The organism is Curtobacterium sp. 1544 (genome assembly GCF_040544915.1).
Classification (GTDB): domain Bacteria; phylum Actinomycetota; class Actinomycetes; order Actinomycetales; family Microbacteriaceae; genus Curtobacterium; species Curtobacterium pusillum_C.
Window position 1 is genome coordinate 132,870 of the sequence record NZ_JBEPKX010000004.1, and the last position, 22,378, is coordinate 155,247.

21 protein-coding genes and 1 tRNA gene are annotated in these 22,378 nt (G+C 70.4%); 12 read left to right on the forward strand and 10 right to left on the reverse strand.

From position 1 onward, the window contains the following. Nucleotides 1–11: 11 nt before the first annotated feature. Nucleotides 12–1,022: a 23S rRNA (guanosine(2251)-2'-O)-methyltransferase RlmB gene (gene rlmB, locus ABIC61_RS04250; protein WP_144752969.1), complete on the forward strand. Its 1,011-nt coding sequence runs from the start codon at nt 12–14 to the stop codon at nt 1,020–1,022. Nucleotides 1,023–1,145: 123 nt separating this feature from the next. Here rlmB and ABIC61_RS04255 read toward each other — a convergent pair whose 3' ends face one another. Together ABIC61_RS04255 and ABIC61_RS04260 are read right to left on the reverse strand one after the other, a co-directional pair. After that, complete coding sequence (locus tag ABIC61_RS04255) at nt 1,146–2,453, reverse strand: DUF4032 domain-containing protein (protein WP_144752966.1); 1,308 nt, start codon at nt 2,451–2,453, stop codon at nt 1,146–1,148. Between the two features lie 139 nt (nt 2,454–2,592). Then, a complete protein-coding gene (locus ABIC61_RS04260) occupies nt 2,593–3,693 on the reverse strand; it encodes an ABC transporter ATP-binding protein (protein ID WP_097181149.1) in 1,101 nt (366 codons plus the stop codon). Nucleotides 3,694–3,933: 240 nt separating this feature from the next. Here ABIC61_RS04260 and ABIC61_RS04265 point away from each other — a divergent pair, with 240 nt between their 5' ends. Beyond that, nucleotides 3,934–4,866, forward strand: coding sequence for a DsbA family protein (locus tag ABIC61_RS04265; protein WP_354028927.1), 933 nt, complete (start codon nt 3,934–3,936; stop codon nt 4,864–4,866). Nucleotides 4,867–4,875: 9 nt separating this feature from the next. Here ABIC61_RS04265 and ypfJ read toward each other — a convergent pair whose 3' ends face one another. Then, nucleotides 4,876–5,778, reverse strand: coding sequence for a KPN_02809 family neutral zinc metallopeptidase (ypfJ, locus tag ABIC61_RS04270; RefSeq protein ID WP_354028928.1), 903 nt, complete (start codon nt 5,776–5,778; stop codon nt 4,876–4,878). 91 nt (nt 5,779–5,869) lie between these two features. On the opposite strand from ypfJ, the gene ABIC61_RS04275 reads away from it, so the two are divergent. Beyond that, a complete protein-coding gene (locus tag ABIC61_RS04275) occupies nt 5,870–7,012 on the forward strand; it encodes a glycerol dehydrogenase (protein WP_144752957.1) in 1,143 nt (380 codons plus the stop codon). 11 nt (nt 7,013–7,023) lie between these two features. Here ABIC61_RS04275 and ABIC61_RS04280 read toward each other — a convergent pair whose 3' ends face one another. After that, nucleotides 7,024–7,731 carry an NAD(P)H-hydrate epimerase gene (locus ABIC61_RS04280; RefSeq protein WP_354028929.1) on the reverse strand — a complete coding sequence of 236 codons (708 nt, stop codon included), beginning with the start codon at nt 7,729–7,731 and terminating at the stop codon, nt 7,024–7,026. Nucleotides 7,732–7,764: 33 nt separating this feature from the next. On the opposite strand from ABIC61_RS04280, the gene ABIC61_RS04285 reads away from it, so the two are divergent. Together ABIC61_RS04285 and ABIC61_RS04290 are read left to right on the forward strand one after the other, a co-directional pair. Further along, nucleotides 7,765–8,544: an alpha/beta fold hydrolase gene (locus tag ABIC61_RS04285; RefSeq protein WP_354028930.1), complete on the forward strand. Its 780-nt coding sequence runs from the start codon at nt 7,765–7,767 to the stop codon at nt 8,542–8,544. Nucleotides 8,545–8,633: 89 nt separating this feature from the next. Then, nucleotides 8,634–9,665, forward strand: coding sequence for an aldo/keto reductase (locus ABIC61_RS04290; RefSeq protein ID WP_144752947.1), 1,032 nt, complete (start codon nt 8,634–8,636; stop codon nt 9,663–9,665). Between the two features lie 204 nt (nt 9,666–9,869). Here ABIC61_RS04290 and ABIC61_RS04295 read toward each other — a convergent pair. Together ABIC61_RS04295 and msrB are read right to left on the reverse strand one after the other, a co-directional pair. Continuing rightward, a tRNA-Thr gene (locus ABIC61_RS04295) sits at nt 9,870–9,942 on the reverse strand. A gap of 37 nt (nt 9,943–9,979) precedes the next feature. Further along, nucleotides 9,980–10,390 carry a peptide-methionine (R)-S-oxide reductase MsrB gene (gene msrB, locus ABIC61_RS04300; protein ID WP_144752944.1) on the reverse strand — a complete coding sequence of 137 codons (411 nt, stop codon included), beginning with the start codon at nt 10,388–10,390 and terminating at the stop codon, nt 9,980–9,982. Between the two features lie 66 nt (nt 10,391–10,456). On the opposite strand from msrB, the gene ABIC61_RS04305 reads away from it, so the two are divergent. From ABIC61_RS04305 to ABIC61_RS04335, 7 genes are all read left to right on the forward strand, one after another. Then, nucleotides 10,457–10,930 carry a GNAT family N-acetyltransferase gene (locus tag ABIC61_RS04305; protein WP_354028931.1) on the forward strand — a complete coding sequence of 158 codons (474 nt, stop codon included), beginning with the start codon at nt 10,457–10,459 and terminating at the stop codon, nt 10,928–10,930. Beyond that, complete coding sequence (locus ABIC61_RS04310) at nt 10,930–11,925, forward strand: DUF2332 family protein (protein WP_354028932.1); 996 nt, start codon at nt 10,930–10,932, stop codon at nt 11,923–11,925. The genes ABIC61_RS04305 and ABIC61_RS04310 overlap by 1 nt, the downstream gene beginning before the upstream one ends. 96 nt (nt 11,926–12,021) lie before the next feature. Further along, the gene (locus tag ABIC61_RS04315; RefSeq protein WP_260852626.1) at nt 12,022–12,318 is read left to right on the forward strand and encodes a DUF3263 domain-containing protein; all 297 of its coding nucleotides are present in this window, start codon (nt 12,022–12,024) and stop codon (nt 12,316–12,318) included. Continuing rightward, nucleotides 12,315–12,890, forward strand: coding sequence for a LytR C-terminal domain-containing protein (locus ABIC61_RS04320; protein WP_144752935.1), 576 nt, complete (start codon nt 12,315–12,317; stop codon nt 12,888–12,890). Before ABIC61_RS04315 ends, ABIC61_RS04320 begins: the two co-directional genes overlap by 4 nt. Nucleotides 12,891–13,048: 158 nt before the next feature. Further along, nucleotides 13,049–13,252 carry a cold-shock protein gene (locus ABIC61_RS04325; protein ID WP_022903461.1) on the forward strand — a complete coding sequence of 68 codons (204 nt, stop codon included), beginning with the start codon at nt 13,049–13,051 and terminating at the stop codon, nt 13,250–13,252. Between the two features lie 216 nt (nt 13,253–13,468). Further along, a complete protein-coding gene (gene groL, locus ABIC61_RS04330; protein ID WP_144752932.1) occupies nt 13,469–15,088 on the forward strand; it encodes a chaperonin GroEL in 1,620 nt (539 codons plus the stop codon). A gap of 618 nt (nt 15,089–15,706) precedes the next feature. Next, on the forward strand, nt 15,707–16,270 hold the full coding sequence (locus ABIC61_RS04335) for an endonuclease domain-containing protein (RefSeq protein WP_354028933.1): 564 nt from the start codon (nt 15,707–15,709) through the stop codon (nt 16,268–16,270). A gap of 39 nt (nt 16,271–16,309) precedes the next feature. Here ABIC61_RS04335 and ABIC61_RS04340 read toward each other — a convergent pair whose 3' ends face one another. The 4 genes from ABIC61_RS04340 to ABIC61_RS04355 all read right to left on the reverse strand — a co-directional run bounded on the left by ABIC61_RS04340 (nt 16,310) and on the right by ABIC61_RS04355 (nt 22,363). Continuing rightward, nucleotides 16,310–18,022: a sensor histidine kinase gene (locus ABIC61_RS04340; RefSeq protein ID WP_354028934.1), complete on the reverse strand. Its 1,713-nt coding sequence runs from the start codon at nt 18,020–18,022 to the stop codon at nt 16,310–16,312. Between the two features lie 78 nt (nt 18,023–18,100). Further along, the gene (locus tag ABIC61_RS04345) at nt 18,101–18,796 is read right to left on the reverse strand and encodes a response regulator transcription factor (RefSeq protein ID WP_017888045.1); all 696 of its coding nucleotides are present in this window, start codon (nt 18,794–18,796) and stop codon (nt 18,101–18,103) included. 51 nt (nt 18,797–18,847) lie between these two features. Beyond that, complete coding sequence (locus ABIC61_RS04350; RefSeq protein WP_354028935.1) at nt 18,848–20,545, reverse strand: DNA repair helicase XPB; 1,698 nt, start codon at nt 20,543–20,545, stop codon at nt 18,848–18,850. A 57-nt stretch (nt 20,546–20,602) separates the two neighbouring features. Then, the gene (locus tag ABIC61_RS04355; RefSeq protein WP_354028936.1) at nt 20,603–22,363 is read right to left on the reverse strand and encodes a helicase-associated domain-containing protein; all 1,761 of its coding nucleotides are present in this window, start codon (nt 22,361–22,363) and stop codon (nt 20,603–20,605) included. Between the last annotated feature and the right edge of the window lie 15 nt (nt 22,364–22,378).

Below are 22,378 nucleotides of genomic sequence, written 5' to 3' on the forward strand. Positions count from 1 at the left end.
AGGAGAGAGCAATGAAGAACGTCTCGGGGAGCAAGAAGGGCCGGCCCGGCGCCGTCCGCTCCGGCCGCAAGGGCAACAAGCAGGTCGGCTCCGGCGGTCAGGGCGCCCAGGCGCTCGAGGGTCGCAAGCCGACCCCGAAGGCCGAGGACCGCCCGTACCACCCGGCCGGCAAGCGCAAGGCCGCCAAGGAGCGCTACGAGAACGCTCGTGGCCGTCACGGTGCGTCGAGCTCGCCGCAGCAGCGCACCGGCCGTCCGCCGCAGCGGAAGACGGACGACTCCGAGCTGGTCACCGGCCGCAACTCGGTGCTCGAGGCCCTGCGCACGAAGACCCCCTCCACGACGCTGTACGTCGCCGCCCGCATCGAGGTCGACGACCGCGTCAAGGAGATCCTGGCGCTCGCCAACCACCGCGGCGTGCCGATCATGGAGATCATGCGTCCGGAGCTCGACCGCATCACGGGGCACGACAGCGTGCACCAGGGTGTCGCGCTCAAGGTGCCGGCGTACGAGTACGCCGTGGCCGAGGACCTCGTCGAGCGTGCCTTCGCGAAGGACGAGGTGCCGCTGGTCGTCGCCCTCGACGGGATCACCGACCCGCGCAACCTCGGTGCGATCATCCGCTCCACGGCGGCCTTCGGCGGGCACGGTGTCATCGTGCCGCAGCGTCGTTCCGTCGGCGTGACGGCGTCCGCGTGGAAGACCAGTGCCGGCGCCGCTGCCCGCACCCCGGTCGCGATGGCCCCGAACCTGACCCAGACCCTGAAGTCCCTCAAGTCGATGGGGCTCTTCGTGCTCGGCCTCGACGGCGACGGCGACGTGGAGCTCGACGGCCTCGAGCTCGCCGACCGTCCGATCGTGATCGTCGTCGGTTCGGAGGGCAAGGGCCTGTCGCGCCTCGTCACCGAGACCTGCGACGCCATCGTGTCGATCCCGATCTCGAGCGCGACGGAGTCCCTCAACGCGGGCATCGCCGCGAGCGTCACCCTCTGGGAGGTCGCCCGGCGCCGTCGCGCCGAGTAGCCCGCACACTCCGCCTGGTCGAATCGGGCGTACCTGGTCGTTCGTCCCGACCAGGTACGCCCGTTTCCACGTTCCATCGCGGTCGTTCTGGGAAGGAACGGACGCGATCGAGAGCCGCGCGCCTCAGACGGTGGCGCGCCAGTCCTCGACGTCGTCGGGTGACGCCGGCGCAGCGTCGTCGACGACGGGGATCGGCAGCGTCATCGACGACGTCGGCGGGTTGATCAGCAGCCGCTCGTCGCGACGGTGTCGCAGCACGTCGTTGATGTACGCCGTCGTGGCCTCGGGGAGCGACACCGAGCGCTCTTCCTCCTGGGACATGAACCAGCGGTGCTCGAGCAGCTCGTGGAAGACCTCTGCGGGTTCGAGCCGGCCCCGGAGGTCCCGCGGGATCGACCGGATGACCGGTTCGAACACGCGTGAGACCCACTCGTGCGCCACCATCTCCTCGTCGAGCTGGTCGCGGCCGTTGCGCGCTCGGTACGAGTCGAGGTCGTTGAGCAGTCGCCGCGCCTGGTTCTCGCCGGCGTCGAGGCCGGTCAGCCGCAGCAGACGGCGCTGGTGGTGGCCCGCGTCGACGACCTTCGGCTGGATCCGCACCTGCGAGCCACCCTCGGTCGTGTGGATCGAGAGCTCCTCGATGTCGAAGCCGAGCGCGTTGAGTCGTTCGACGCGGTCGTTGATCCGCCAGCGCTCCTTGATGTCGAACTGCTCGGTGCCCGTCAGTTCCTTCCAGAGCGTCCGGTACTGCGCGACGATCCGGTTCGAGACGTCCACGGCGTCGGCGTTCTCGTCGAGTCGCCCACCGGCCTCGAGGTCGAGGAGCTCCCCGGCGATGTTCACGCGGGCGACCTCGAGGTCGTTCTCCCGCTGCCCGTTCGAGAGACCGCCCGGGTAGAGCTTGCCGGTCTCCGCGTCGACGAGGTACGCCGCGAACGAGCCCGCGTCGCGCCGGAACAGGGTGTTCGACAGCGAGACGTCACCCCAGTAGAAGCCGATCACGTGCAGACGGACCAGCAGCAGTGCGAGGGCGTCGACGAGGCGCGTCGCGGTCTCCGGACGGAGCGTCTGCGAGTACAGCGCGCGGTACGGCAGCGAGAACCGCAGGTGCCGCGTGACGAGGACGGGGTGCAGCGGCTCGCCGTCCGCACTGACCCGGCCGGTGATGACGGCGACGGGGTCGACGCACGGGACGTCCATGCGCTGCAGCGTGCGGAGCATCTCGTACTCGGACCGCGCGATCTCCTCGCCGGTCTCCTTCACGGCGGCGACGTAGCCGCTGAGGTGCACGAACCGGACGAGGTGCCGCGAGATGCCCTTCGGCAGCGCGACGATCGTGTCGTCCGGCCAGTCGGCGAGCGGCAGGTCCCACGGGAGGTCGAGGAGGCCGGGATCGACCGAGGCTGCGGTGATGGACATCGAGTCGGTCACGATGGGTTCCTCTGGGTGCGTGCGAACGGTGGGACGGACGGGAGGCGCGGGGGGCGCCGGGCCCCCCCCCCCCCGGGGGGGGGGGGGGGGGGGGGGGGGGGCCCCCCCCCCCCCGCCTCCTGTTGGTGGTCTTCCAGCGTTACGCGCTGACCACGGCCTTGTCGTCGAGGCGTTCGCCCGACTCGGTGTCGAAGGCGTGCACGTGACCCTGCTTCGGCGTCACCACGATGGTGTCGCCGATCGAGGGGTGCGAGCGACCGTCGACGCGGGCGACGATGTCGACGCGCGAGCCCTTGACGTCGGCGTGACCGTAGAGGTAGCCGTCGGCGCCGAGTTCCTCGACCACGTCGACCGTGACCGGCAGGCCCTCGCCAGACTGCGCCACGACGACGTCCTCGGGGCGGATGCCGACCGTGATGTTCCCGGAGCGCGCGTTGGAGAGCGTGTCGCGGTCGATCGGGTGGTTCAGCGAACCGAACTTGATGCCGCCCTCGACCACGTCGGCCGGGAGCAGGTTCATCGCCGGCGAGCCGATGAAGCCCGCGACGAAGACGTTGTTCGGCTTCTCGTACAGGTCACGCGGCGAGCCGACCTGCTGCAGGATGCCGTCCTTGAGCACCGCGATGCGGTCACCCATGGTCAGCGCCTCGGTCTGGTCGTGCGTGACGTAGACCGTGGTGACGCCGAGACGACGCTGCAGCGATGCGATCTGGGTACGGGTCTGGACGCGGAGCTTGGCGTCGAGGTTCGACAGCGGCTCGTCCATGAGGAACACCTGTGGCTGACGGACGATCGCACGGCCCATCGCGACGCGCTGACGCTGACCACCCGAGAGGGCCTTCGGCTTGCGGCCGAGGTACTGCTCGAGGTCGAGGAGCTTCGCTGCCTCCTGCACGCGGGTGGCGCGCTCTTCCTTGCCGACGCCGGCGATCTTGAGCGCGAAGCCCATGTTCTCGGCGACGGTCATGTGCGGGTACAGCGCGTAGTTCTGGAACACCATCGCGATGTCGCGGTCCTTCGGCGGGACGTCGGTGACGTCGCGGTCGCCGATGCGGATGGCGCCGGAGTTGACCTCTTCGAGGCCGGCCAGCATGCGCAGCGAGGTGGACTTCCCGCAGCCCGACGGGCCGACGAGGACGAGGAACTCGCCGTCGGCGACGTCCAGGTCGAGGGAGTCGACCGCGGGACGGTTGCCTCCGGGGTAGAGACGGGTTGCCTTGTCATAGGTGACGGACGCCATGAGCGTTCGGTCCTTCCTTCACCGGCAGGTACGTGCCGGACGATCCGAGTGAAGCGGTTGCCCGTGCGGGCCCCGGATGGTCGCCGTCGACCATCGAGGTTCATACAACACGATCTCCGCCGGGTGCGCCAGTGTTCCCACCTGGTTGGGTGGTTCCCATCGGGCCCCGCTACGATCGGCGGGTCCGTCCGCCGAGCGGGGAAGGCCGTGCGGACGACGACCAAGTGAGGACCAGGACGCATGACCAACCGCCCCGAGGGTGACTCCCGCGCCGAGCGGAACGAACGACGCGAAGCAGCGCGGCAGCGTGCCCAGCGAGCCCGCACCCAGCAGAAGCGACGCCAGCGTGGCTTCCGGCTCGGCCTGCAGATCGGCCTCGGCGTCGTGCTGCTGGCCGCCGCGACGATCGTGACGCTCGTCCTCGTCGACTCCGTGAAGCCCGCCGGACCGGGCCCGTCGAACATGTCCCAGGGCGGGATCACGATCGGGCAGGACCTCAAGGCCGTCACCGCGTCGTCCGAGTCGCCGGCACCGACCGCCACCGACGGCTCGGGTGCGGTCCGCATCACCATGTACATCGACTACCTCTGCCCGACGTGCGGCCAGTTCGAGAAGGCCAACGGCGACTACATCGAGAGCCTCGTCGACTCCGGTGCGGCCACGGTGGACATCCACCCCGTCGCGACGCTGTCGAACCGATCGCAGGGCACGAAGTACTCGCTCCGGGCGGCGAACGCCGCCGCCTGCGTCGCCGACCACTCGCCGAACCAGTTCTTCGCGGTGAACGCCGCCCTGTTCGCGAAGCAGCCCGAGCAGGGCACGGCGGGGCTGACCGATGCCCAGCTCACCCGTGTCGTCACCGGTGTCGACGGCCTGCAGCAGCGTTCCGCGATCACGAAGTGCATCGAGGACCAGACGTTCAGCAAGTGGGTCGACGAGCGCACGACTTCGGTCGTGGGTGGCGACGTGCCGGGTTCGTCGTCGGGGGAGTTCCCGGGTGTGCCGCTCGTGCTCGTGAACGGGCAGCGCTACGAGCTCACGTCACCGATCACGAACGACGACTTCCGCACCTTCGTGGTGACGGCGGCGGGGGCGACCGAGTCCACCCCGACGCCGACCCCGAGCGCCACGCCGACCGGGACCCCGACCCCGAGCGCGACGCCCTCCAGCTGATCGGGGTGGCTAGAGGGACGACCCCGGGACGCTGAACGTGTCGCACGAGGTCGCACCCCGCTGGTAGCCGCGCATGAACCAGTTCTGCCGCTGCTCGCTCGACCCGTGCGTGAACGAGTCCGGGTCGACCCGGCCGCTCGACTTCTGCTGGATGCTGTCGTCGCCGACCGCACTCGCGGCGGACAGTGCGTCGTTGATCTCCGAGCGGGTGATCGGCTCGAAGAACGTCTCCCCGTTCGCGTCCTTCGTGTTCGCGGCGTCGCCGACCCACGCGCCGGCGTAGCAGTCCGCCTGCAGCTCCACGCGGACGCTGCCGGACGATGCGCCGGTGCCCGAGCGGTCCGTGCTGGCGAAGGCACCCTGCAGCTGCTGGACGTGGTGGCCCCACTCGTGCGCCACGACGTACATCTGGGCGAGCGGACCGCCGGAGGACCCGTACTTCGACTGCAGGTCGTCGTAGAACGCGGTGTCGAGGTAGATCGCGCGGTCCGGCGGGCAGTAGAACGGACCCGTCGCCGCCGAGGCCTGACCGCACCCGGTGTCGGTCGACCCGCTGAAGAGCACGAACCCGGGCGAGGTGTAGGAGATCCCGAGCTTGCCGGCCTCGGACGTCCAGTACCCGTCGAGCGACTCGGCGGCGCCCTCCATCCGGCACTCCACCTTGAGGTTGGCGTCCCGGCCGGTCCGGCACTCGCTCGCCGCGTCGACGGTCTCGCCCTGCTGCTGGATCTGCGTCGTTCCGCCACCGTCGCCGAGGAGGGCGCCGAGATCGAGGTCGCCGCCCGTGAAGACGTTGAGGAGCAGTACGACGATCGCGCCGACACCGACGACACCGCCGCCCGCGACCGCGGCGGTGCGACCGCGTCGCTTGACCTTCCCGCCCTTGAGCTGCGAGTCCTCGTTGAACGTCATGCCCCGAATGTACGGCTCGGAGGGGTCCCGCGTACCGTCGGGAACGTCGGTGATCCCGACACCTGTCGTACAACCCGGAAGGAACCACACCATGGCCACCCCCATCAGCACCGTGATGAGCCCCGCCCGTTACGTCCAGGGCAAGGACGCGATCACCCGCGTCGGCGAGTTCGTCGCACCGATCGGGAAGCGCCCGCTCATCGTCGCCGACGACGTCGTCTGGGGGATCGTCGAGTCGGCCGTCCGGACGAGCTTCGACGCGGCCGGGCTGCCGGTCGAGCGGGTCGGGTTCGGACGGTTCGCGACGCCGCAGGCCATCGACGACCTCGTGACGAAGATCGGCGAGACCGAGGCGGACGTGATCGTCGGCCTCGGCGGTGGTTCGGCCATCGACGCGGCGAAGGCCTCGGGCCACCTGGCCGGTATCCGGTGGGCGAGCGTCCCGACGGCGGCGAGCACCGACGCCCCGACCTCGGCGCTCGCGGTCGTCTACTCCGAGGAGGGCGAGTTCATCGAGTACCGCTTCTTCCCGCACAACCCGGACCTCGTGCTCATCGACACGAAGCTCGTCGCGAACGCCCCCGTGCAGTTCCTCGTCGCGGGGATCGGCGACGCGCTCGCCACCTGGGTCGAGGCTCGTGCCGCCAAGCGCGCGCACGCGGACACCATGGCCGGCGGACTGCAGACCGAGACCGGTGTCGCGCTCGCCGAGCTGTCCTGGAAGCTGCTGCACGAGAACGCCCTGCAGGCCATCGAGGCGGTCAAGGCGAAGGTCGTCACCCCCGCGCTCGAGAAGGTCGTCGAGGCGAACACGCTGCTCTCCGGCCTCGGGTTCGAGTCGGGTGGTCTCGCCGCCGCGCACGCCATCCACAACGGGCTGACCGCGGCACCGCAGGCGCACGGCCTCGCCCACGGGCAGAAGGTCAACGTCGGGACGATCGCGCAGCTCGTGCTCGAGGGTGCCCCGGCGGAGGAGATCGAGGACTTCGTCGTCTTCACCACCAAGGTCGGCCTGCCGAACACCCTGACCGAGATCGGCCTGACCGTCGATGACACGAAGGAACTGCGCGCCGTGGCCGAGGCCGCGACCGTCGAGGGCGAGACCATCCACAACATGCCCTTCCCGGTCACGCCGGAGCTCGTCGTGGACGCGCTCGTCGCGATCGAGGGCATCTCCCGGAGCATCCGCGCCGAGCACGGTCTGCCCGAGCCGGTGCTCTACCAGCACCACTGATCGGATCGGGGTCAGGTGCGGACGAGCGGCTCCGCCCGCGCCAGGTCCTCGCCGATCCCGACGTCCACCAGCTCGATCCGTCCGGCGAGGGTGGCGGCCGGCCCCATCAGGAGGCCGGCCTTCGCCCCGCCGAAGGTGACCGTGACGTCGGCATGCAGGACGTGGTCGTCGGCGATGCCGCCGGTGTCCACGTCGATGCCGCTCGGGACGTCCACCGCGACGACGAACGGCGCGCGCTGGTCACGAGCGAGTTCGCGGATCGCGTCGACGACCTCGCGTGCGGGGGAGCGGAGGGCCGCGGGGCCGTGCACACCGATCCCGAGGATCCCGTCGAGGACGAGGTCCGCCTCGAGCGCGGCGGCGGTCGTGACGGCCGCCGGCCCGGCAGGGCCGGTGGGGTCGTCCAGGAGGCGCGCCCCGGCGTCCAGCGCCGCTGCCAGGCCCGCCTCGTGGATGCGTGAGCCGACCCGCAGGACCGCCACGTGCCTCCCGGCCGATGCGAGGCGAGCACCCGCGAACAGGGCGTCCCCGCCGTTGTCGCCGCTGCCCACCAGCAGGAGGACCGACCCCGGTCCGTCACCCGGCCGCACGGCCGGGTCGTCGAGCAGGTCGCCGACGATCCGCGCCAGTCCGTCGGCCGCGCGCTGCATGAGGGGCTCGCCCGCGTCGAGGTGCGGCCGTTCCGCCGCCCGGATCTGATCGCCGCCGTAGCCGTCCATGGGACCACAGTGCCCCGGTAGCCTGGAGGGGACATGTCACTCGTCCCCGAAGCGCCCCGTCCCCGTTCCGTGATGTCCCCGGACGGCCTGAAGATCGCCACCTACGACTTCGGCGACCCGGAGGCCCCGGCCGTCGTCGCCGTGCACGGGTTCGCCTCCGGTGCGCTCCTGAACTGGCATGCCTCGGGCTGGACCCGTGACCTCGTCCGCGCCGGCTACCGGGTCGTCGCCCTCGACCAGCGGGGGCACGGCGCCAGCTCGAAGCCGCGCGACCCCGGCGCCTACTCGATGGACCTGCTGGTCGCCGACGTCACCGCCGTCATCGACACCTACCTGCTCGACGACGTCGCCTACCTCGGGTACTCGCTCGGCGCCCGCGTCGGGTGGCACGCCGCAGAGCGGATCCCGGACCGGATCACCCGGGCGGTGTTCGGCGGCATCCCGGACGCCGACCCGATGCGCCGCGTGCGGGTGGACCAGGCGAAGGCGTTCCTCGCCGACGGCACACCGATCGAGGACCGCGTGACGAACGGCTACCTGACGATGGCCGGGAACGTCGAGGGGAACGACCTCGCTGCCCTGGTCGCGATGGTCGAGGGCATGCGGGACAGCATCGAGCCGACGCCGTCGAACGCGCCCGCGCAGCCCGTGCTGATGGCCGCGGGCAGCGAGGACGGCATCAAGGACAGCGCCGTGCGGCTCGCGGCGGCGGCGCCGGACGCCTCGTTCTTCGAGATCCCGGGGCGGAACCACTTCAACGCGCCGACGTCGCGGGCGTTCCGCGAGGCAGCGATCGCGTTCCTGCAGGGCTGATGTCCGACCAGCGCTGACGTATCCGACCAGCGCTGAGGGGTACTCGTGGGTCCCCTCGGCGGGACCGTCCCGCGCGTACCGTCCCGGCCATGGACTACAGACTCCTCGGCAACAGCGGGACATCGGTGTCGACGCTGACCCTCGGCACCATGACGTTCGGCAGCGAAGCCGACGAACCCACCTCCCACACCATCATCGACACGTTCGTCGCCGCCGGTGGCACGCTGATCGACACGGCCGACGTGTACTCCGGCAACGAGTCGGAGCGGATCATCGGCCGCTGGCTCGCCGCGCACCCGACCGAGGCGCAGCAGGTCGTCCTCGCGACGAAGGGGCGCTTCCCCCAGGGCGACGGCCCGAACGACGTGGGGCTGTCCCGTCGGCACCTCCGCGTGGCACTGGACGCGTCCCTCGAGCGTCTCGGCGTCGAGCACATCGACCTGTACCAGATGCACGCGTGGGACGCCCTGACGCCCATCGAGGAGACCCTGCGCTTCCTCGACGACGCCGTGTCCGCCGGGAAGATCGGCTCGTACGGGTTCTCGAACTACCTCGGCCACCAGATCACCAAGGCGGTCTACGAGGCCAAGGCGCACGGTTGGGCACCGCCGGTCACCCTGCAGCCGCAGTACAACCTGCTCGTCCGCGACATCGAGCACGAGATCGTCCCCGCGAGCCTCGACGCCGGGATCGGCCTGCTGCCCTGGTCGCCCCTGGCCGGCGGCTGGCTCTCCGGCAAGTACCAGCGCGACGAGGCCCCGACCGGGAACACCCGCCTCGGCGAGAACCCGCAGCGAGGCATGGAGGCGTGGGAGGCCCGCAACGGCGACGAGCGCACCTGGGCCGTCCTCGACGCGGTGTCCGCGATCGCCGACGCGCACGGGGCCTCGCGGTCGCAGGTCGCCCTCGCGTGGCTGCTCGCCCGGCCCGCGGTGACGAGCGTCATCCTCGGCGCGCGCACGGTGTCGCAGCTCGAGGACAACCTCGGCGCCGCGGACCTCGTGCTCGACCAGGCCGAGCTCGACACCCTCACCGAGGTGAGTGCGCCGCGGATCGACGACTACCCGTACGGCACGGCGGGCGTCGCGCAGCGCGAGCGGAAGATCACCGGCGGCCGCTGAGCGTCGGCTGTCCGGGTTCTGCGGCTTTCCGCGAGCTTCGACCCCGGTGTGGACACCGCGTTCAGTGCGGTGTCACCATCACTGCACGGCCGGCTGGTTACCGCGTCGAGCGCCCGGAACGCCCCCTGATCCGTGTTCCACGCGCCGAAGGCCCCGGGTGTTCCCACCCGGGGCCTTCGCATGCAGTGCTCCCGCACCGCGCAGGGCCGGCAGCGGGACTTGAACCCGCAACCCCCGTATTACAAGTACGGTGCGCTACCAATTGCGCCATGCCGGCTGACGCGCCCCATCCTAGCGGCGGGCGCGCCGGGGGTTCACTCGCCCGCGGGCTTCTCGGAGAAGTTCAGCGAGATCGAGTTCATGCAGTAGCGGTCACCCGTGGGAGTCCCGAAGCCGTCCGGGAACACGTGACCGAGGTGCGAGCCACAGTTCGCGCAGCGGACCTCGGTGCGTGCCATGCCGAGGGAGTTGTCCTCGATCAGCTGCACGGCGTCCGGGTTCACCGACTCGTAGAACGACGGCCAGCCGCAGCCGGAGTCGAACTTCGTGCCGCTCTTGAACAGTTCCGCGCCGCAGGCCGCACACGTGTAGACGCCGGCGCGCTCCTCGTCGAGGAGCTCACCGGTCCAGGGGCGTTCGGTACCGGCCTGACGGAGGACGGCGTACTGGTCCGGGGAGAGTTCCTCGCGCCACTGGGCGTCGGACTTGTCGACGTTGTACGTCATTGTTTCCTCCTGCTTCCGGCCGGGCTCTTCCGGGGTGTTCCCGACCACTTCGGTAAACTCGCCACGATGTCCGAACATTCCGTGCACCACGCCCGTTGGGACCGTCTGACGACGGACGAACTGTACGGCATCGTGGTGCTGCGGAACCGCGTGTTCGCGCTCGAACAACGCGTCACCGCCGAGGACTTCGACGGCCGTGACCGTGAACCGGACACCGAGCACTGGTGGTTCGGCACGGACGCCGATGCGGTTGGGTACCTCCGGCTGATCCGCCCGGCTCCCGACGAGGTCCACCCCGAGGGTGCGGAGCCGCCCGCGTGGGTGATCGGTCGGGTCGCCACCGATCCGCGGCACCGGGGTGAGGGGATCGCGGGTCGGCTGGTCGCCGCGGTGCTCGAGACGCACGGGCACGAGGCGTTCGTGCTGCACGCCCAGGAGTACGTCGCGGGCCTCTACGAGCGGCACGGCTTCACACGGTTCGGGACCCCGTACGACGAGGCCGGCATCCGCCACGTCGGCATGTACCGTCCCGGTCGCTGATGGACACGCGAGTCCGGTACGCCGCGTACGCGGAGCGCATCGCGGACGCCTCGCCGTCCTACGCGGCGTGGGCCGGCTCGCTCGACGACGCCCTGGTGGCGCTCCTGGACGAGGTCCCGGAGTCGAAGCGGCAGCCCGAGTTGGTCTTCGCGGTCGCGCGGCGGCTGGGTGCGGATCCGTCGGACCCCGGTGCGCTGCGCGCGCTCGGCCTGGAGGCACGACTCGCCCTGGTCACGGCCCTCGCCTCCGCCACGGTCCAGGCCAACGACCCGCGGCGGCTCGCCCCGGTCGTCCCGTTGTTCGCGGCGCTCGCCGAGCGGGTGGGTCGGCCGCTCGGCCTGGTCGACGCGGGTGCTGCTGCGGGGCTCTGCTCGATCCCGGACCGGGTGACGCTCGACCACCGGAGCGGGGACGACGTCGTCCGGATCCGTACGGCGCCGAGCGGGCCGTCGGTGCACCTCACCGCGGACGTCTCGGGCGTCACGGTCCCGCCGACGACCACGCCGATCGACATCGCGGCGCGGATCGCCCTCGACCCGAACCCGATCGACCTCACCGAGCCGCACGCGTTCGACCGGCTGGTCGAGGCCGTCCCGCCCGAGGCGACGGACCGCACCGCCCTGATGCGCGAGGCGGCGCGCGCGACGCTCGCCGCGCCTCCAGTCCGTCTCCGGGGCACGCTGCCCGGCGACCTCGACCGCGCACTGGAGGCCCTGCCGGACGACGCCGTCCCGGTCGTCCTGACGACCGGCACGCTCGTCTACGTGCCCGGGGCGGACCGCCAGCGGTTCGTCGACCGGGTGCGCGACCGCGGTGTGCACTGGATCGCGCTCGAGCGGACGGGCATCCTCAGCGGCGTCGCGGCGACCCTGCCGGACGACGTCGACCCCGCTGATCCGGATGCGTTCGCGACCGCCTCGCTCGACGGGACGGCGATGGCCGTCTCCGACCCGTTCGGCGTCCGGGTGCGGTGGCTCCGCGATCCGAACCTGTGACCGGTCTTCGCGACAGTCCAGCGGCGTGCCAGGGTCCGGATGATCTCCACCCCTACGATGTGCGAGACCCGTTACCTCACCGTGATCGGAACCGCAGTGACCGCCACCCCTGTCGAGCTCGACGAGCTCGCCAAGCACGTGCTCGCCTTCGAGCACGACCGGGCACGGCACGACCGCACGAAGGAAGCGGAGATCCGGGTCGAGTTCGACATGTCGCCGGCGCGGTACTACCAGGTGCTGAACCGTGTGATCGACTCGCCCGCGGCGCTCGCGTACGACCCGCAGCTGGTCTCCCGGCTGCAGCGGCTCCGGCACGCGCGCACCAGTGCCCGGGCGGCGCGCAGCTTCGTCGCCCTCGGCGCAGCCCCCGAAGGACGTGAAGAGGAACGATGACGACGAGATACCCCCGAGACCGGTTCGACGACGTCGCCGACGGCCCGCGGGTCGGAGCGCACCGGGGTGCACAGCGCCGGGGCCGCGGCTGGATCGCGTTCGCCTGGGCGGCACTCGCCACGGGTGTCATCGTCGGGATCAGCGTCCTGGGGCTCGCGCTGCTGAACGGCAGTTACTCCTTCACCGGCTCGACCTCACCGTCGGCGTCGTCGTCGGCGTCCGCCACGTCGGAGCCCTCGTCGTCGCCGACCTCGTCCGCACCGGAGGCCCCCGCGGCCGGGACTCCCGCCGACCAGGGCACGACCAGCGTCGTCGTCCTGAACGGCACCACGACGACCGGGCTCGCGGCGAAGGCCAGCGCCACGCTGACCTCGGCCGGGTGGAAGGTCACGTCGACCGGGGACGCCGGCACCACGGGCACGACCGCGACGATCGTGTACTACCAGCAGACGGCGCAGGCCTCGGTCGCGCAGGGGATCGCGAAGTCCCTCGGCGTCACCGCGGTGCAGCAGTCGGCGGCGTTCCCGAATGCCGACATCTCTGTCGTGCTCGGCGCCGACTACGCCGGTTGATGCATTTGTGACGAGCGTGTTTCGGGCACGTTGATTCTTGTCGGAATCATCGTGAAAGAACGTCACACCCCTTGCCCTGTCGGCATTGTTCGGTAAGAGTCGTGCCAAGACGGCGACTGCGCCGTCCGGAACAGCACCACCGCAGGGAGCAAGAGATCATGGCCAACGGAACCGTGAAGTGGTTCAACGCCGAGAAGGGCTTCGGCTTCATCACCGTCGATGGAGGGGGCCAGGACGTGTTCGTGCACTACTCGGCAATCGACATGTCGGGCTACAAGGTCCTCGAGGAGGGCCAGGCAGTGACGTTCGACGTCGGCACCGGGTCGAAGGGGCCGCAGGCCGAATCGGTCCGTCCCGCCTGACCCGGCAACCACCTCGCGAACGCGCCGTCCCTTCCGGGGCGGCGCGTTCGTCCGTGTCGGCACGGCGGTCCCGGTGCGTGTCCTGGGAAGTCGACCCTTGCCTCCCGTCGGTGTTGCACTCGACCCCTGCGAGTGCCAGAATCGGCGTTGGCACTCGCTCACGCTGAGTGCCAGCACGACCCCCATGACGACGTCCGGGAGGGACGAGAAACTCACATGGCAAAGATCATTGCTTTCGACGAAGAGGCCCGTCGCGGCCTCGAGCGCGGCCTCAACATCCTGGCCGACGCCGTGAAGGTGACGCTCGGCCCGCGCGGCCGCAACGTCGTCCTCGAGAAGAAGTGGGGCGCCCCCACGATCACGAACGACGGTGTCTCCATCGCCAAGGAGATCGAGCTCGACGACCCGTACGAGAAGATCGGTGCGGAGCTCGTCAAGGAGGTCGCCAAGAAGACCGACGACGTCGCCGGTGACGGTACGACCACCGCGACCGTCCTCGCCCAGGCACTCGTCCGCGAGGGTCTCCGCAACGTCGCCGCCGGTGCCGACCCCGTGTCGCTCAAGCGCGGCATCGAGAAGGCCGTCGCCGCCGTCTCCGACCAGCTCCTCGTCAACGCCAAGGACATCGAGACCAAGGACCAGATCGCCGCCACCGCGTCGATCTCCGCCGCGGACCCGACGATCGGCGCGCTCATCGCCGAGGCCATCGACAAGGTCGGCAAGGAAGGCGTCGTCACCGTCGAGGAGTCGAACACCTTCGGCACCGAGCTCGAGCTCACCGAGGGCATGCGCTTCGACAAGGGCTACCTGTCGCAGTACTTCGTCACCGACCCCGAGCGTCAGGAAGCCGTCTTCGAGGACGCCTACATCCTGATCGTCAACTCGAAGATCTCGAACATCAAGGACCTCCTGCCGGTCGTCGACAAGGTGATCCAGGCGGGCAAGCAGCTCCTGATCATCGCCGAGGACGTCGACGGCGAGGCCCTGGCCACGCTCGTCGTGAACAAGATCCGCGGCATCTTCAAGTCCGTCGCCGTCAAGGCCCCGGGCTTCGGCGACCGTCGCAAGGCCATGCTGCAGGACATCGCGATCCTCACCGGCGGCCAGGTCATCTCGGAAGAGGTCGGCCTCAAGCTCGAGAACGCCACGCTCGACCTGCTCGGCAAGGCACGCAAGGTCATCATCACCAAGGACGAGACGACCATCGTCGAGGGTGCTGGCGACGAGGAGCAGATCGCGGGCCGCGTCCGTCAGATCCGCTCCGAGATCGAGGCGACCGACTCCGACTACGACCGCGAGAAGCTCCAGGAGCGCCTCGCGAAGCTCGCCGGTGGCGTGGCCGTCATCAAGGCCGGTGCCGCGACCGAGGTCGAGCTCAAGGAGCGCAAGCACCGCATCGAGGACGCCGTCCGCAACGCGAAGGCTGCTGTCGAAGAGGGCATCGTCGCCGGTGGTGGCGTCGCGCTCATCCAGGCGTCCATCGTGCTCGACTCCCTCGAGCTCGAGGGCGACGAGGCGACCGGTGCGAACATCGTCCGCGTCGCGATCGACGCGCCGCTCAAGCAGATCGCGCTGAACGCCGGTCTCGAGCCGGGCGTCGTCGCCGCCAAGGTCCGCGAGCTCGAGTCGGGTCACGGCCTCAACGCCGCGACCGGTGAGTACGTCGACCTGGTCGCCGCGGGCATCATCGACCCGGCCAAGGTCACGCGCTCGGCGCTGCAGAACGCTGCGTCGATCGCCGGTCTGTTCCTCACGACCGAGGCCGTCGTCGCCGACAAGCCGGAGCGCACCCCTGCTGCTCCGGCCGGCGACCCGACGGGTGGCATGGACTTCTAAGCAGTCCTGACGGAAGGGCCCCGCACGCTGCGCGTGCGGGGCCCTTCCGCGTGCGTGGGGTGGGGCGGGCCGCCGAGTGGGCAAAATACGTCACGCTCGCGCGCCTCGGACGGCGTGTCATGACCGCTCGCGGTCTATCGCATGGCGGGTTCTGCCCGATCGGTGGCTCCAGTACCTCTGCACAGGAGGCGCGCGGCATCTCGCTCTCCACAGAAGGTGTCAGAGATGGTCGCGTCCACTTCGCTGCACAGCACGATCTCGGTCATGACGCGATCTACTCCACCGCTCGGCCCCGGTCCATTCCGCGTTCGAGAGGCGGTCAGCCAAGGCGTGCCGCGACACCGGTTGCGGCGGAGCGATCTGTCGACCCCGATCCACGGTGTCCGGACGCCGTCGTCACTCCAGCCGACACTGGTGGAAGCGGTCGCCGTGTTGCTCCAACATGACCAGTGGTTCAGTCACACCACTGCGGCACGGATCTGGGGCGGCCCGTTGCCGCGGAGCCTGCCGGAGGACGTCGTGCACGTCTCGACTGCGGCCGACCGGAGTATGCGTCGCGCGCACGTCGTCGGCCACCGATGCGTTCGACCTGCTGTCCATGAGCACACCATCGGCAGGGTGAGCGCACCAGCTCGGACGTGGTTCGAGTGCGCCGCGATGCTCGGCGAGCTGGAGCTCATCGCCCTCGGGGACTACTTCGTCGGCAGATCCGGGCTGGCGACCATCGACGACCTCGCTGCCGAAGTGCACTCGGGTATGCGCGGTGCACGTCGTGCGCGGGCAGCGCTCGAGCGGATCCGAGTCGGCGCGGAGTCGGCGATGGAGACGTACGTCCGCCTCGCCGTCGTCGACGCTGGGTTCCCGGAACCGGAGCTCAACCTCGATGTCCACGACGAGCAGGGGATCTTCCTCGGCCGGGTGGACTTTGCCTGGCCCGACCAGAAGATCGCGCTCGAGTACGACGGGGACCACCACCGCGATCGCGAGCAGTACCGTCGCGATCAACGTCGGGGCAACGGCTTCACTGCGGGCGGGTGGCTCGTCATCCACGCGACGGCTGCGGACGCAGGGCGTCCGGCTGTCTTGTTCGAGCGGCTCCGCCAGGCCTTCGCCGCACGATCGGGTAGAACGCGCCGCGTGATAGGCACCGAGCGGGCGGATTCGCCCGGTTCGGGGCGGTGAGCGTGACGAATAGCTCCCGCTCGGCCGGAGCCAGCGGCGTCAGGCGCCGGCGGGGGCGGCGGGGGCCGGGGCGGCGTAGTCGCGGGGGAGCAGGGGGAGCCAGACGCGGAAGGTGGCGCCGCCGCCCTCGGTGTCGAAGACCTCGACCGACCCGTGGTGCGCCGCGACGATGCCCGAGACGATGGCGAGCCCGAGGCCCGAGCCGCCGGTGTCCCGTGCGCGCGAGGTGTCGGCACGCCAGAAGCGCTGGAAGATCTTGTCGCGGAGCTGCGGCGGGATGCCCTCACCGTGGTCGATCACGTCGATGTGCGCCATGCCGCGCTCGTCGTCCACGCCGATGCCGATCTCGATCGGGTCGTCGTGCTCCGTGAACCGCATGGCGTTGCCCATGAGGTTCGTCACGATCTGGCGGATCTTGTTCTCCTCCGCCAGGACGATCGGCGGGCGCTTGGGCAGTACGACCGTGGGCAGCGGGGTCGTCTCGTCGCTCGGGGCGAGTTCGCCGTCGACGCCCATCGCGCGGGTGCGGCGGGCACGCAGGCGCGCGATCGTCTGGCGCGAGAACGCGATCGGCCCGGTGGTGTTCGCCGACGTGGGCGAAACCGGCGGGGAGTCGCTCGAGTCGGAGCCGGGTGCCGACGCCGGCCGGACGGCGTGCGGGACGCTCTCGCCCGTCACCGAGTCCTCGACGAGCACCTGGATCTCGCGGTCGGGGTTCGACGCCATCGTGTCGAGCGCGGAGTCGCGGGCGATGGCGACGAGGTCGACCGGCCCGAGCTCGAGCGGCTTCGACTCGTCGATCCGGGCGAGCTGCAGGAGGTCCTGCACCAGGAGCCCCATTCGCTTCGCTTCCTTCTCGATGCGCTCCATCGCCTGCGCGACGTCCTCTTCCTTGCGGAGGGCACCCATCCGGTACAACTCGGCGTAGCCCCGCAGGGACACGAGGGGTGTGCGGAGCTCGTGGGAGGCATCCCCGACGAAGCGGCGCATCTGGTCGATGGTGCGCTGGCGGTCCTCGAACGCGGTGTCGATCCGCTCGAGCATCGAGTTCAGGGAGCGGTTCAGGCGTCCGACCTCGGTGTTCGGGGTGTCGGACTCGAGTCGCTGGTTGAAGTCACCGGCGGCGAAGCGCGCAGCGGTGTCCTCGACGTCGCGCAACGGGTCGAAGGTCGCGGTCACGAGGAGTCTGGTGAGCATCGCACCGAGCAGGATGACCGAGATGCCGAACCCGAGGAAGATCACGGTGAAGCGGGCGATCGTCTGGTCGGTGTCGGCGCTCGAGACCGCGACGAGCACGTAGCCCGTCTCGGTGGCGCCGTTCGACTGGTCCTGCAACGAGGCCGGGATGACCTGGGCGCGCCACTCGTGGTTGTGCTGGCTGTCGTAGAGCGAGAAGCGGACGCCGCTCTGGGCGGCGGCAGCGAAGTCGAGCTGCCGGATGTCGGGGCGGCTGGACGCCTTCGTCTGGCAGATCCGGTCGCTGTCCGAGTTGTACGCGGCGACGTAGGCGCTCTGCGACAGGACGACGGACAGCTTGCAGTACTGCTCACCGTCGCTGATGTTCTGACCCTCGAGCTGCTCGGTCGTGTTCTTCACGCTGGTGTCGAGCTGTGACATGAGGTAGGTCGAGAGCACGGTCATGGTGCCGAGACCGGCGACGAGCAGCCCGAGCGCCACCAACAGGACCGTGATCCCGGTGATCTTGGTGCGCAGGGAGATCCCGTCCCACCAGCGGCTCATTCGCGTGTGCATGCTTCCCCAACGATAGACGGCGGCCGCGGGTCGAAACCCGACGGCCGCCGTGAAGACGGACCCAGAAGTCCGAGAGGCCTACGAGGCCTTCGACGCCTTGAGCATGTAGCCGAAGCCGCGCTTCGTCTGGATGATCGGCTCGGCCGAGTACTGGTCGAGCTTCCGACGCAGGTACGAGATGTACGACTCGACGATGCCGGCGTCGCCGTTGAAGTCGTACTCCCACACGTGGTCGAGGATCTGCGCCTTGGACAGCACGCGGTTCGGGTTGAGCATGAGGTAGCGGAGCAGCTTGAACTCGGTGGGGGAGAGCTCGATCTGCGCGTCGCCGATGGTGACCTCGTGCGTGTCCTGGTCCATCGTGAGCTCACCGGCGCGGATGATCGCGTCCTCTTCGTCGTTCATGGTGCGACGGAGGATGGCCTTGATGCGGGCGACGATCTCGTCGAGGGAGAACGGCTTGGTGACGTAGTCGTCACCACCGACGGTGAGGCCGGTGATCTTGTCCTCGGTGTCGTCCTTCGCGGTGAGGAAGAGGATCGGCGAGGTGTAGCCCGACGAGCGGAGGCGCTTCGTGACGCCGAACCCGTTCATGTCGGGGAGCATCACGTCGAGGATGATCAGGTCCGGCTCTTCTTCCAGCACGGCGGAGATCGCCTGAGCGCCGTTGCCCACTGCGCGCACGGCGAAGCCGGCGAAGCGCAGCGAGGTCGTCAGGAGGTCGCGGATGTTCGGCTCGTCGTCGACGATCAGGATCTTGGGGCCATCGCTCATGGTCCTATCTTCTGACCGTTCCCTAATGGTTTCCTGGGAGCGGTGCGTGCGTCAGCCCACGGGCGCCTGGACCTGGTCGGCGTCGAGGATCGTGTACGAGTACCCCTGCTCGGCCAGGAAGCGCTGACGGTTCTGCGCGAAGTCCTGGTCGACGGTGTCGCGGGTCACGAGCGTGTAGAACGACGCGGGCAGTCCGTCCTTGTTCGGGCGCAGGAGTCGGCCGAGTCGCTGGGCCTCTTCTTGCCGTGAGCCGAACGACCCGGAGACCTGGATCGCCACGGTCGCGTCCGGCAGGTCGACGGAGAAGTTCGCGACCTTCGAGACGACGAGGACGTCGATGGTGCCGTCGCGGAACGCCTGGTACAGCCGCTCCCGCTCGTCGACGGGTGTCGAGCCGGTGATCTCCGCCGCGTCCAGGGACTCGGCGAGCGAGTCGAGCTGGTCGATGTACTGCCCGATCACGAGGATCTGCTCCCCGCGGTGCTTCTCGATGAGCTCCCGGACCACCGGGGTCTTCGCGGGTGAGGTCGCCGCAAGCCGGTACCGTTCGTCGTCGCTCGACGCCGCGTACTCGAGGCGGTCCTGGTGCGGGAGGTCGATGCGGACCTCGAAGCACTCGGCGGGCGAGATGTACCCCTGCGCCTCGATCTCCTTCCACGGGGCGTCGTAGCGCTTCGGACCGATGAGGGAGAACACGTCGCCCTCGCGCCCGTCCTCGCGCACGAGGGTCGCGGTGAGACCGAGTCGACGGCGGGCCTGCAGGTCAGCGGTCAGCTTGAACACCGGCGCGGGCAGGAGGTGCACCTCGTCGTACACGATGAGGCCCCAGTCGAGGGCGTCGAGCAGCGACAGGTGCGTGTACTCGCCCTTCCGACGGGCGGTGAGGATCTGGTACGTCGCGATCGTGACCGGTCGGATCTCCTTGACGCTGCCGGAGTACTCGCCGATCTCGTCCTCGGTCAGGGTGGTCCGGCGCAGCAGCTCGGACCGCCACTGCCGGGCGGAGACGGTGTTCGTGACGAGGATGAGTGTCGTCGCCTTCACGGTCGCCATCGCGCCGGCGCCGACGAGCGTCTTGCCCGCACCACACGGCAGCACGACGACGCCCGATCCCTGCGCGAAGAAGGTGTCGACGGCCTGTTCCTGGTACGGGCGGAGACTCCACTCTGACGTGTCGAGGTCGATCGGGTGGGGCTGTCCAGGGGTGTAACCGGCGAGGTCCTCGGCCGGCCAGCCGAGCTTCACGAGCTCCTGCTTGATCTGTCCGCGGGCCCACGGGAGCAGCTCGACCTCTTCCGGGGAACGCATGTTGCCCAGCAGCGGTTTGATGCGCTTCGACCGGATGACCTCGGCCAGCACCGACGGCTCCGTCGCGGTGAGGAGCAGGACCGGTTGGAGCTCGAGTTCCTCGGCCGGGGAGTTCGCGATCACCGGGGCGTCCGGGCGCTCTTCACGCCGGATGACGAGCCGGCCGTACCGTGCCACGGTGTCCCGGATGTCGACGGTCACGCTCTGCGGCACGGCGAACTTGGCGAAACGCTCGAGCGTCCCGATCATCGAATCGGCGTCGTGCCCGGCTGCCCGGGCGTTCCACAGCCCGAGCCGCGTGATGCGGTAGGTGTGCACGTGCTCGGGGGCGCGTTCGAGCTCGGCGAAGACCGCGAGGTCGTGGCGTGCGTCCTCGGCGTCGGGGTGTGCGACCTCGAGGAGCACGGTGCGGTCGCTCTGCACGATCAGCGGTCCGTTCATGACGGATCAGCCTAGGCCGCTTGCCTGCGAACCGGCGCGGTCCGGCTCACCTGTGGATCACGCGTCGCTCTCCACAGCCACCACGAGGGAGAGCGGCAGGGTGCGTTCGACGTCGACGGCGGTGTCACGCCCCCGGACGCGTCCGGCGGCCACCGAGGTGGGGATGATCGAGAACGGGCGCTCCGTGCCGTCCGGCATCCGCACCGTCAGCCGGATCGGGGTGCGTCCGCGGACCGCGAGGTCGATCTGCCGCCCGAGCCACTCCTGCTCCGGTTCGGCGTCACCCCGTTCGGTGGTGACGCGGAGCCGTTCCACGAGTGCGTGCGCCGCCTGCTCCGGGTTGCGTCCGCCACCGCGTCGTCGGCCTGGAGGCACGGATCCCGTCGCGGGGCGGGCTGCGGCCGTCAGGACGGCCGGGTAGCGCTGGTCCTCCAGCGCCGTGTGGACGACGTGCGGCGGGTAGCGGGTCAGCAGGGTCGTGAGGTCGTCGCGCTCCCACGCCAGCTGGCGCAGCTCGGCGTCGACCCCGATGAGGTCGAGCTGGTCGGCGGTGCCGTGCACGCGGGTCCCGACGCCGTCCGCGCCGAGGTCGACGACGATGCTGCCGTCGCGGGAGGCCACCTGGTCGACCAGGTACGCGAGCGGCTGCGGGAGGCCGGTCGAGGACAGTCGCTCGAGGAGCGCCACGACCTCGTCGCGGGTGAGCCCGGCCCGGAACGCCCGGCGGAGCGAGTCCTCGGAGATCCGGTACCGCGCCGCGAGTCCCGGGGCCTCGAGCACGGCGACGCTCCGGAGCGCGGCGTCGTCGACGGGGGCGAGCGGGCCCGGCGCGATCACGGTGAGGTCGTGCTGGAGGTACACGCCGTCGACCGTGCGCGGGAGGTCCTCGGCTGCCGGAGCCGCGTCGCCGTCGAGGAGCGCTCGGCCGGTGCTCGTGACGAGGCCGTCCACGGTGAGGCCGAGGGCGTTCGCCGTGCCGGCGACCTCGAGCAGCACGGCGTCGAGCCACCGGGCACCCGCCGGGTACGCCCAGCGCCCGACGGAGACGAGGTCGCGGAGGTCGTCCCCAGCGGTGTCGAGGACGTCGTGGAGTGCGGGGTCGAGGGCGTCCCGCCACGCGGACACGAGCGTCGACCAGCGGTCCGGCCAGCTCGCCACGAGCCAGGTCTCGCCGGCGTCGGTCGTCGTCCACGTGCCGTCGCTCGGGTCGGCGAAGCCGGTCCGTTCGAGCAGCGCCAGGCGGTCCGGCACGACCTGGGCGTCGGCGCCGGCGCGCTCGCCGAGCGTCTTCGCGAGCGGGGTCCCGATGCCGCCCTTCACGAGTTCGCGGACGGCTCCATCGGACACGGCGCGCAGGAGCTCGGCGAGCACGGTCATCGTCGCGAAGGCGTGCTCCGCGCCGGTCGTGCGGGCGCGTGCCTCGTCGAGGGTCTCGGGTGGCGGACCGGCGTGGTCGAGGTGATCCGTGCCTCCGGTCAGTCCGGCGATGTCCGGGTGCGCGGCCAGACGGGCCGCGACCGCGTCGTCGACGCCGCCCTCCTCGTCGGCGAGGCCGAGCGTCACCGCCGGGGCGAGGTCGTCAGCCGACCCGGTTCGGTCACGGAGCGCGAGGAGCGTCGCACGGGGCAGGTGCTCGATGGCGGCGTCGACCGCGTCGTCGGTGCGGAGTGCCTCGGCGAGGTCGAAGAAGTCCGAGATGCGCAGCGGACCGGCCTCGGCGAGCACCGCCGCGGGGAGCCGCCGGGCCACGACGAGTCGTTCGAGGGCGTCGTCTGGCATCGCCCGGAGCCGGGCGGCGAGGTCTGCGGTGGTCGTCATCGTCCGCCGCGATCG

Coding starts and splice junctions, on each gene's coding strand:
- rlmB (WP_144752969.1), top strand. CDS start 12: ATGAAGAACGTCTCGGGGAGCAAGAAGGGCCGGCCCGGCGCCGTCCGC.
- ABIC61_RS04260 (WP_097181149.1), bottom strand. CDS start 3,693: ATGGCGTCCGTCACCTATGACAAGGCAACCCGTCTCTACCCCGGAGGC.
- ABIC61_RS04265 (WP_354028927.1), top strand. CDS start 3,934: ATGACCAACCGCCCCGAGGGTGACTCCCGCGCCGAGCGGAACGAACGA.
- ypfJ (WP_354028928.1), bottom strand. CDS start 5,778: ATGACGTTCAACGAGGACTCGCAGCTCAAGGGCGGGAAGGTCAAGCGA.
- ABIC61_RS04275 (WP_144752957.1), top strand. CDS start 5,870: ATGGCCACCCCCATCAGCACCGTGATGAGCCCCGCCCGTTACGTCCAG.
- ABIC61_RS04280 (WP_354028929.1), bottom strand. CDS start 7,731: ATGGACGGCTACGGCGGCGATCAGATCCGGGCGGCGGAACGGCCGCAC.
- ABIC61_RS04285 (WP_354028930.1), top strand. CDS start 7,765: ATGTCACTCGTCCCCGAAGCGCCCCGTCCCCGTTCCGTGATGTCCCCG.
- ABIC61_RS04290 (WP_144752947.1), top strand. CDS start 8,634: ATGGACTACAGACTCCTCGGCAACAGCGGGACATCGGTGTCGACGCTG.
- msrB (WP_144752944.1), bottom strand. CDS start 10,390: ATGACGTACAACGTCGACAAGTCCGACGCCCAGTGGCGCGAGGAACTC.
- ABIC61_RS04305 (WP_354028931.1), top strand. CDS start 10,457: ATGTCCGAACATTCCGTGCACCACGCCCGTTGGGACCGTCTGACGACG.
- ABIC61_RS04310 (WP_354028932.1), top strand. CDS start 10,930: ATGGACACGCGAGTCCGGTACGCCGCGTACGCGGAGCGCATCGCGGAC.
- ABIC61_RS04320 (WP_144752935.1), top strand. CDS start 12,315: ATGACGACGAGATACCCCCGAGACCGGTTCGACGACGTCGCCGACGGC.
- ABIC61_RS04325 (WP_022903461.1), top strand. CDS start 13,049: ATGGCCAACGGAACCGTGAAGTGGTTCAACGCCGAGAAGGGCTTCGGC.
- groL (WP_144752932.1), top strand. CDS start 13,469: ATGGCAAAGATCATTGCTTTCGACGAAGAGGCCCGTCGCGGCCTCGAG.
- ABIC61_RS04340 (WP_354028934.1), bottom strand. CDS start 18,022: ATGCACACGCGAATGAGCCGCTGGTGGGACGGGATCTCCCTGCGCACC.
- ABIC61_RS04345 (WP_017888045.1), bottom strand. CDS start 18,796: ATGAGCGATGGCCCCAAGATCCTGATCGTCGACGACGAGCCGAACATC.
- ABIC61_RS04350 (WP_354028935.1), bottom strand. CDS start 20,545: ATGAACGGACCGCTGATCGTGCAGAGCGACCGCACCGTGCTCCTCGAG.
- ABIC61_RS04355 (WP_354028936.1), bottom strand. CDS start 22,363: ATGACGACCACCGCAGACCTCGCCGCCCGGCTCCGGGCGATGCCAGAC.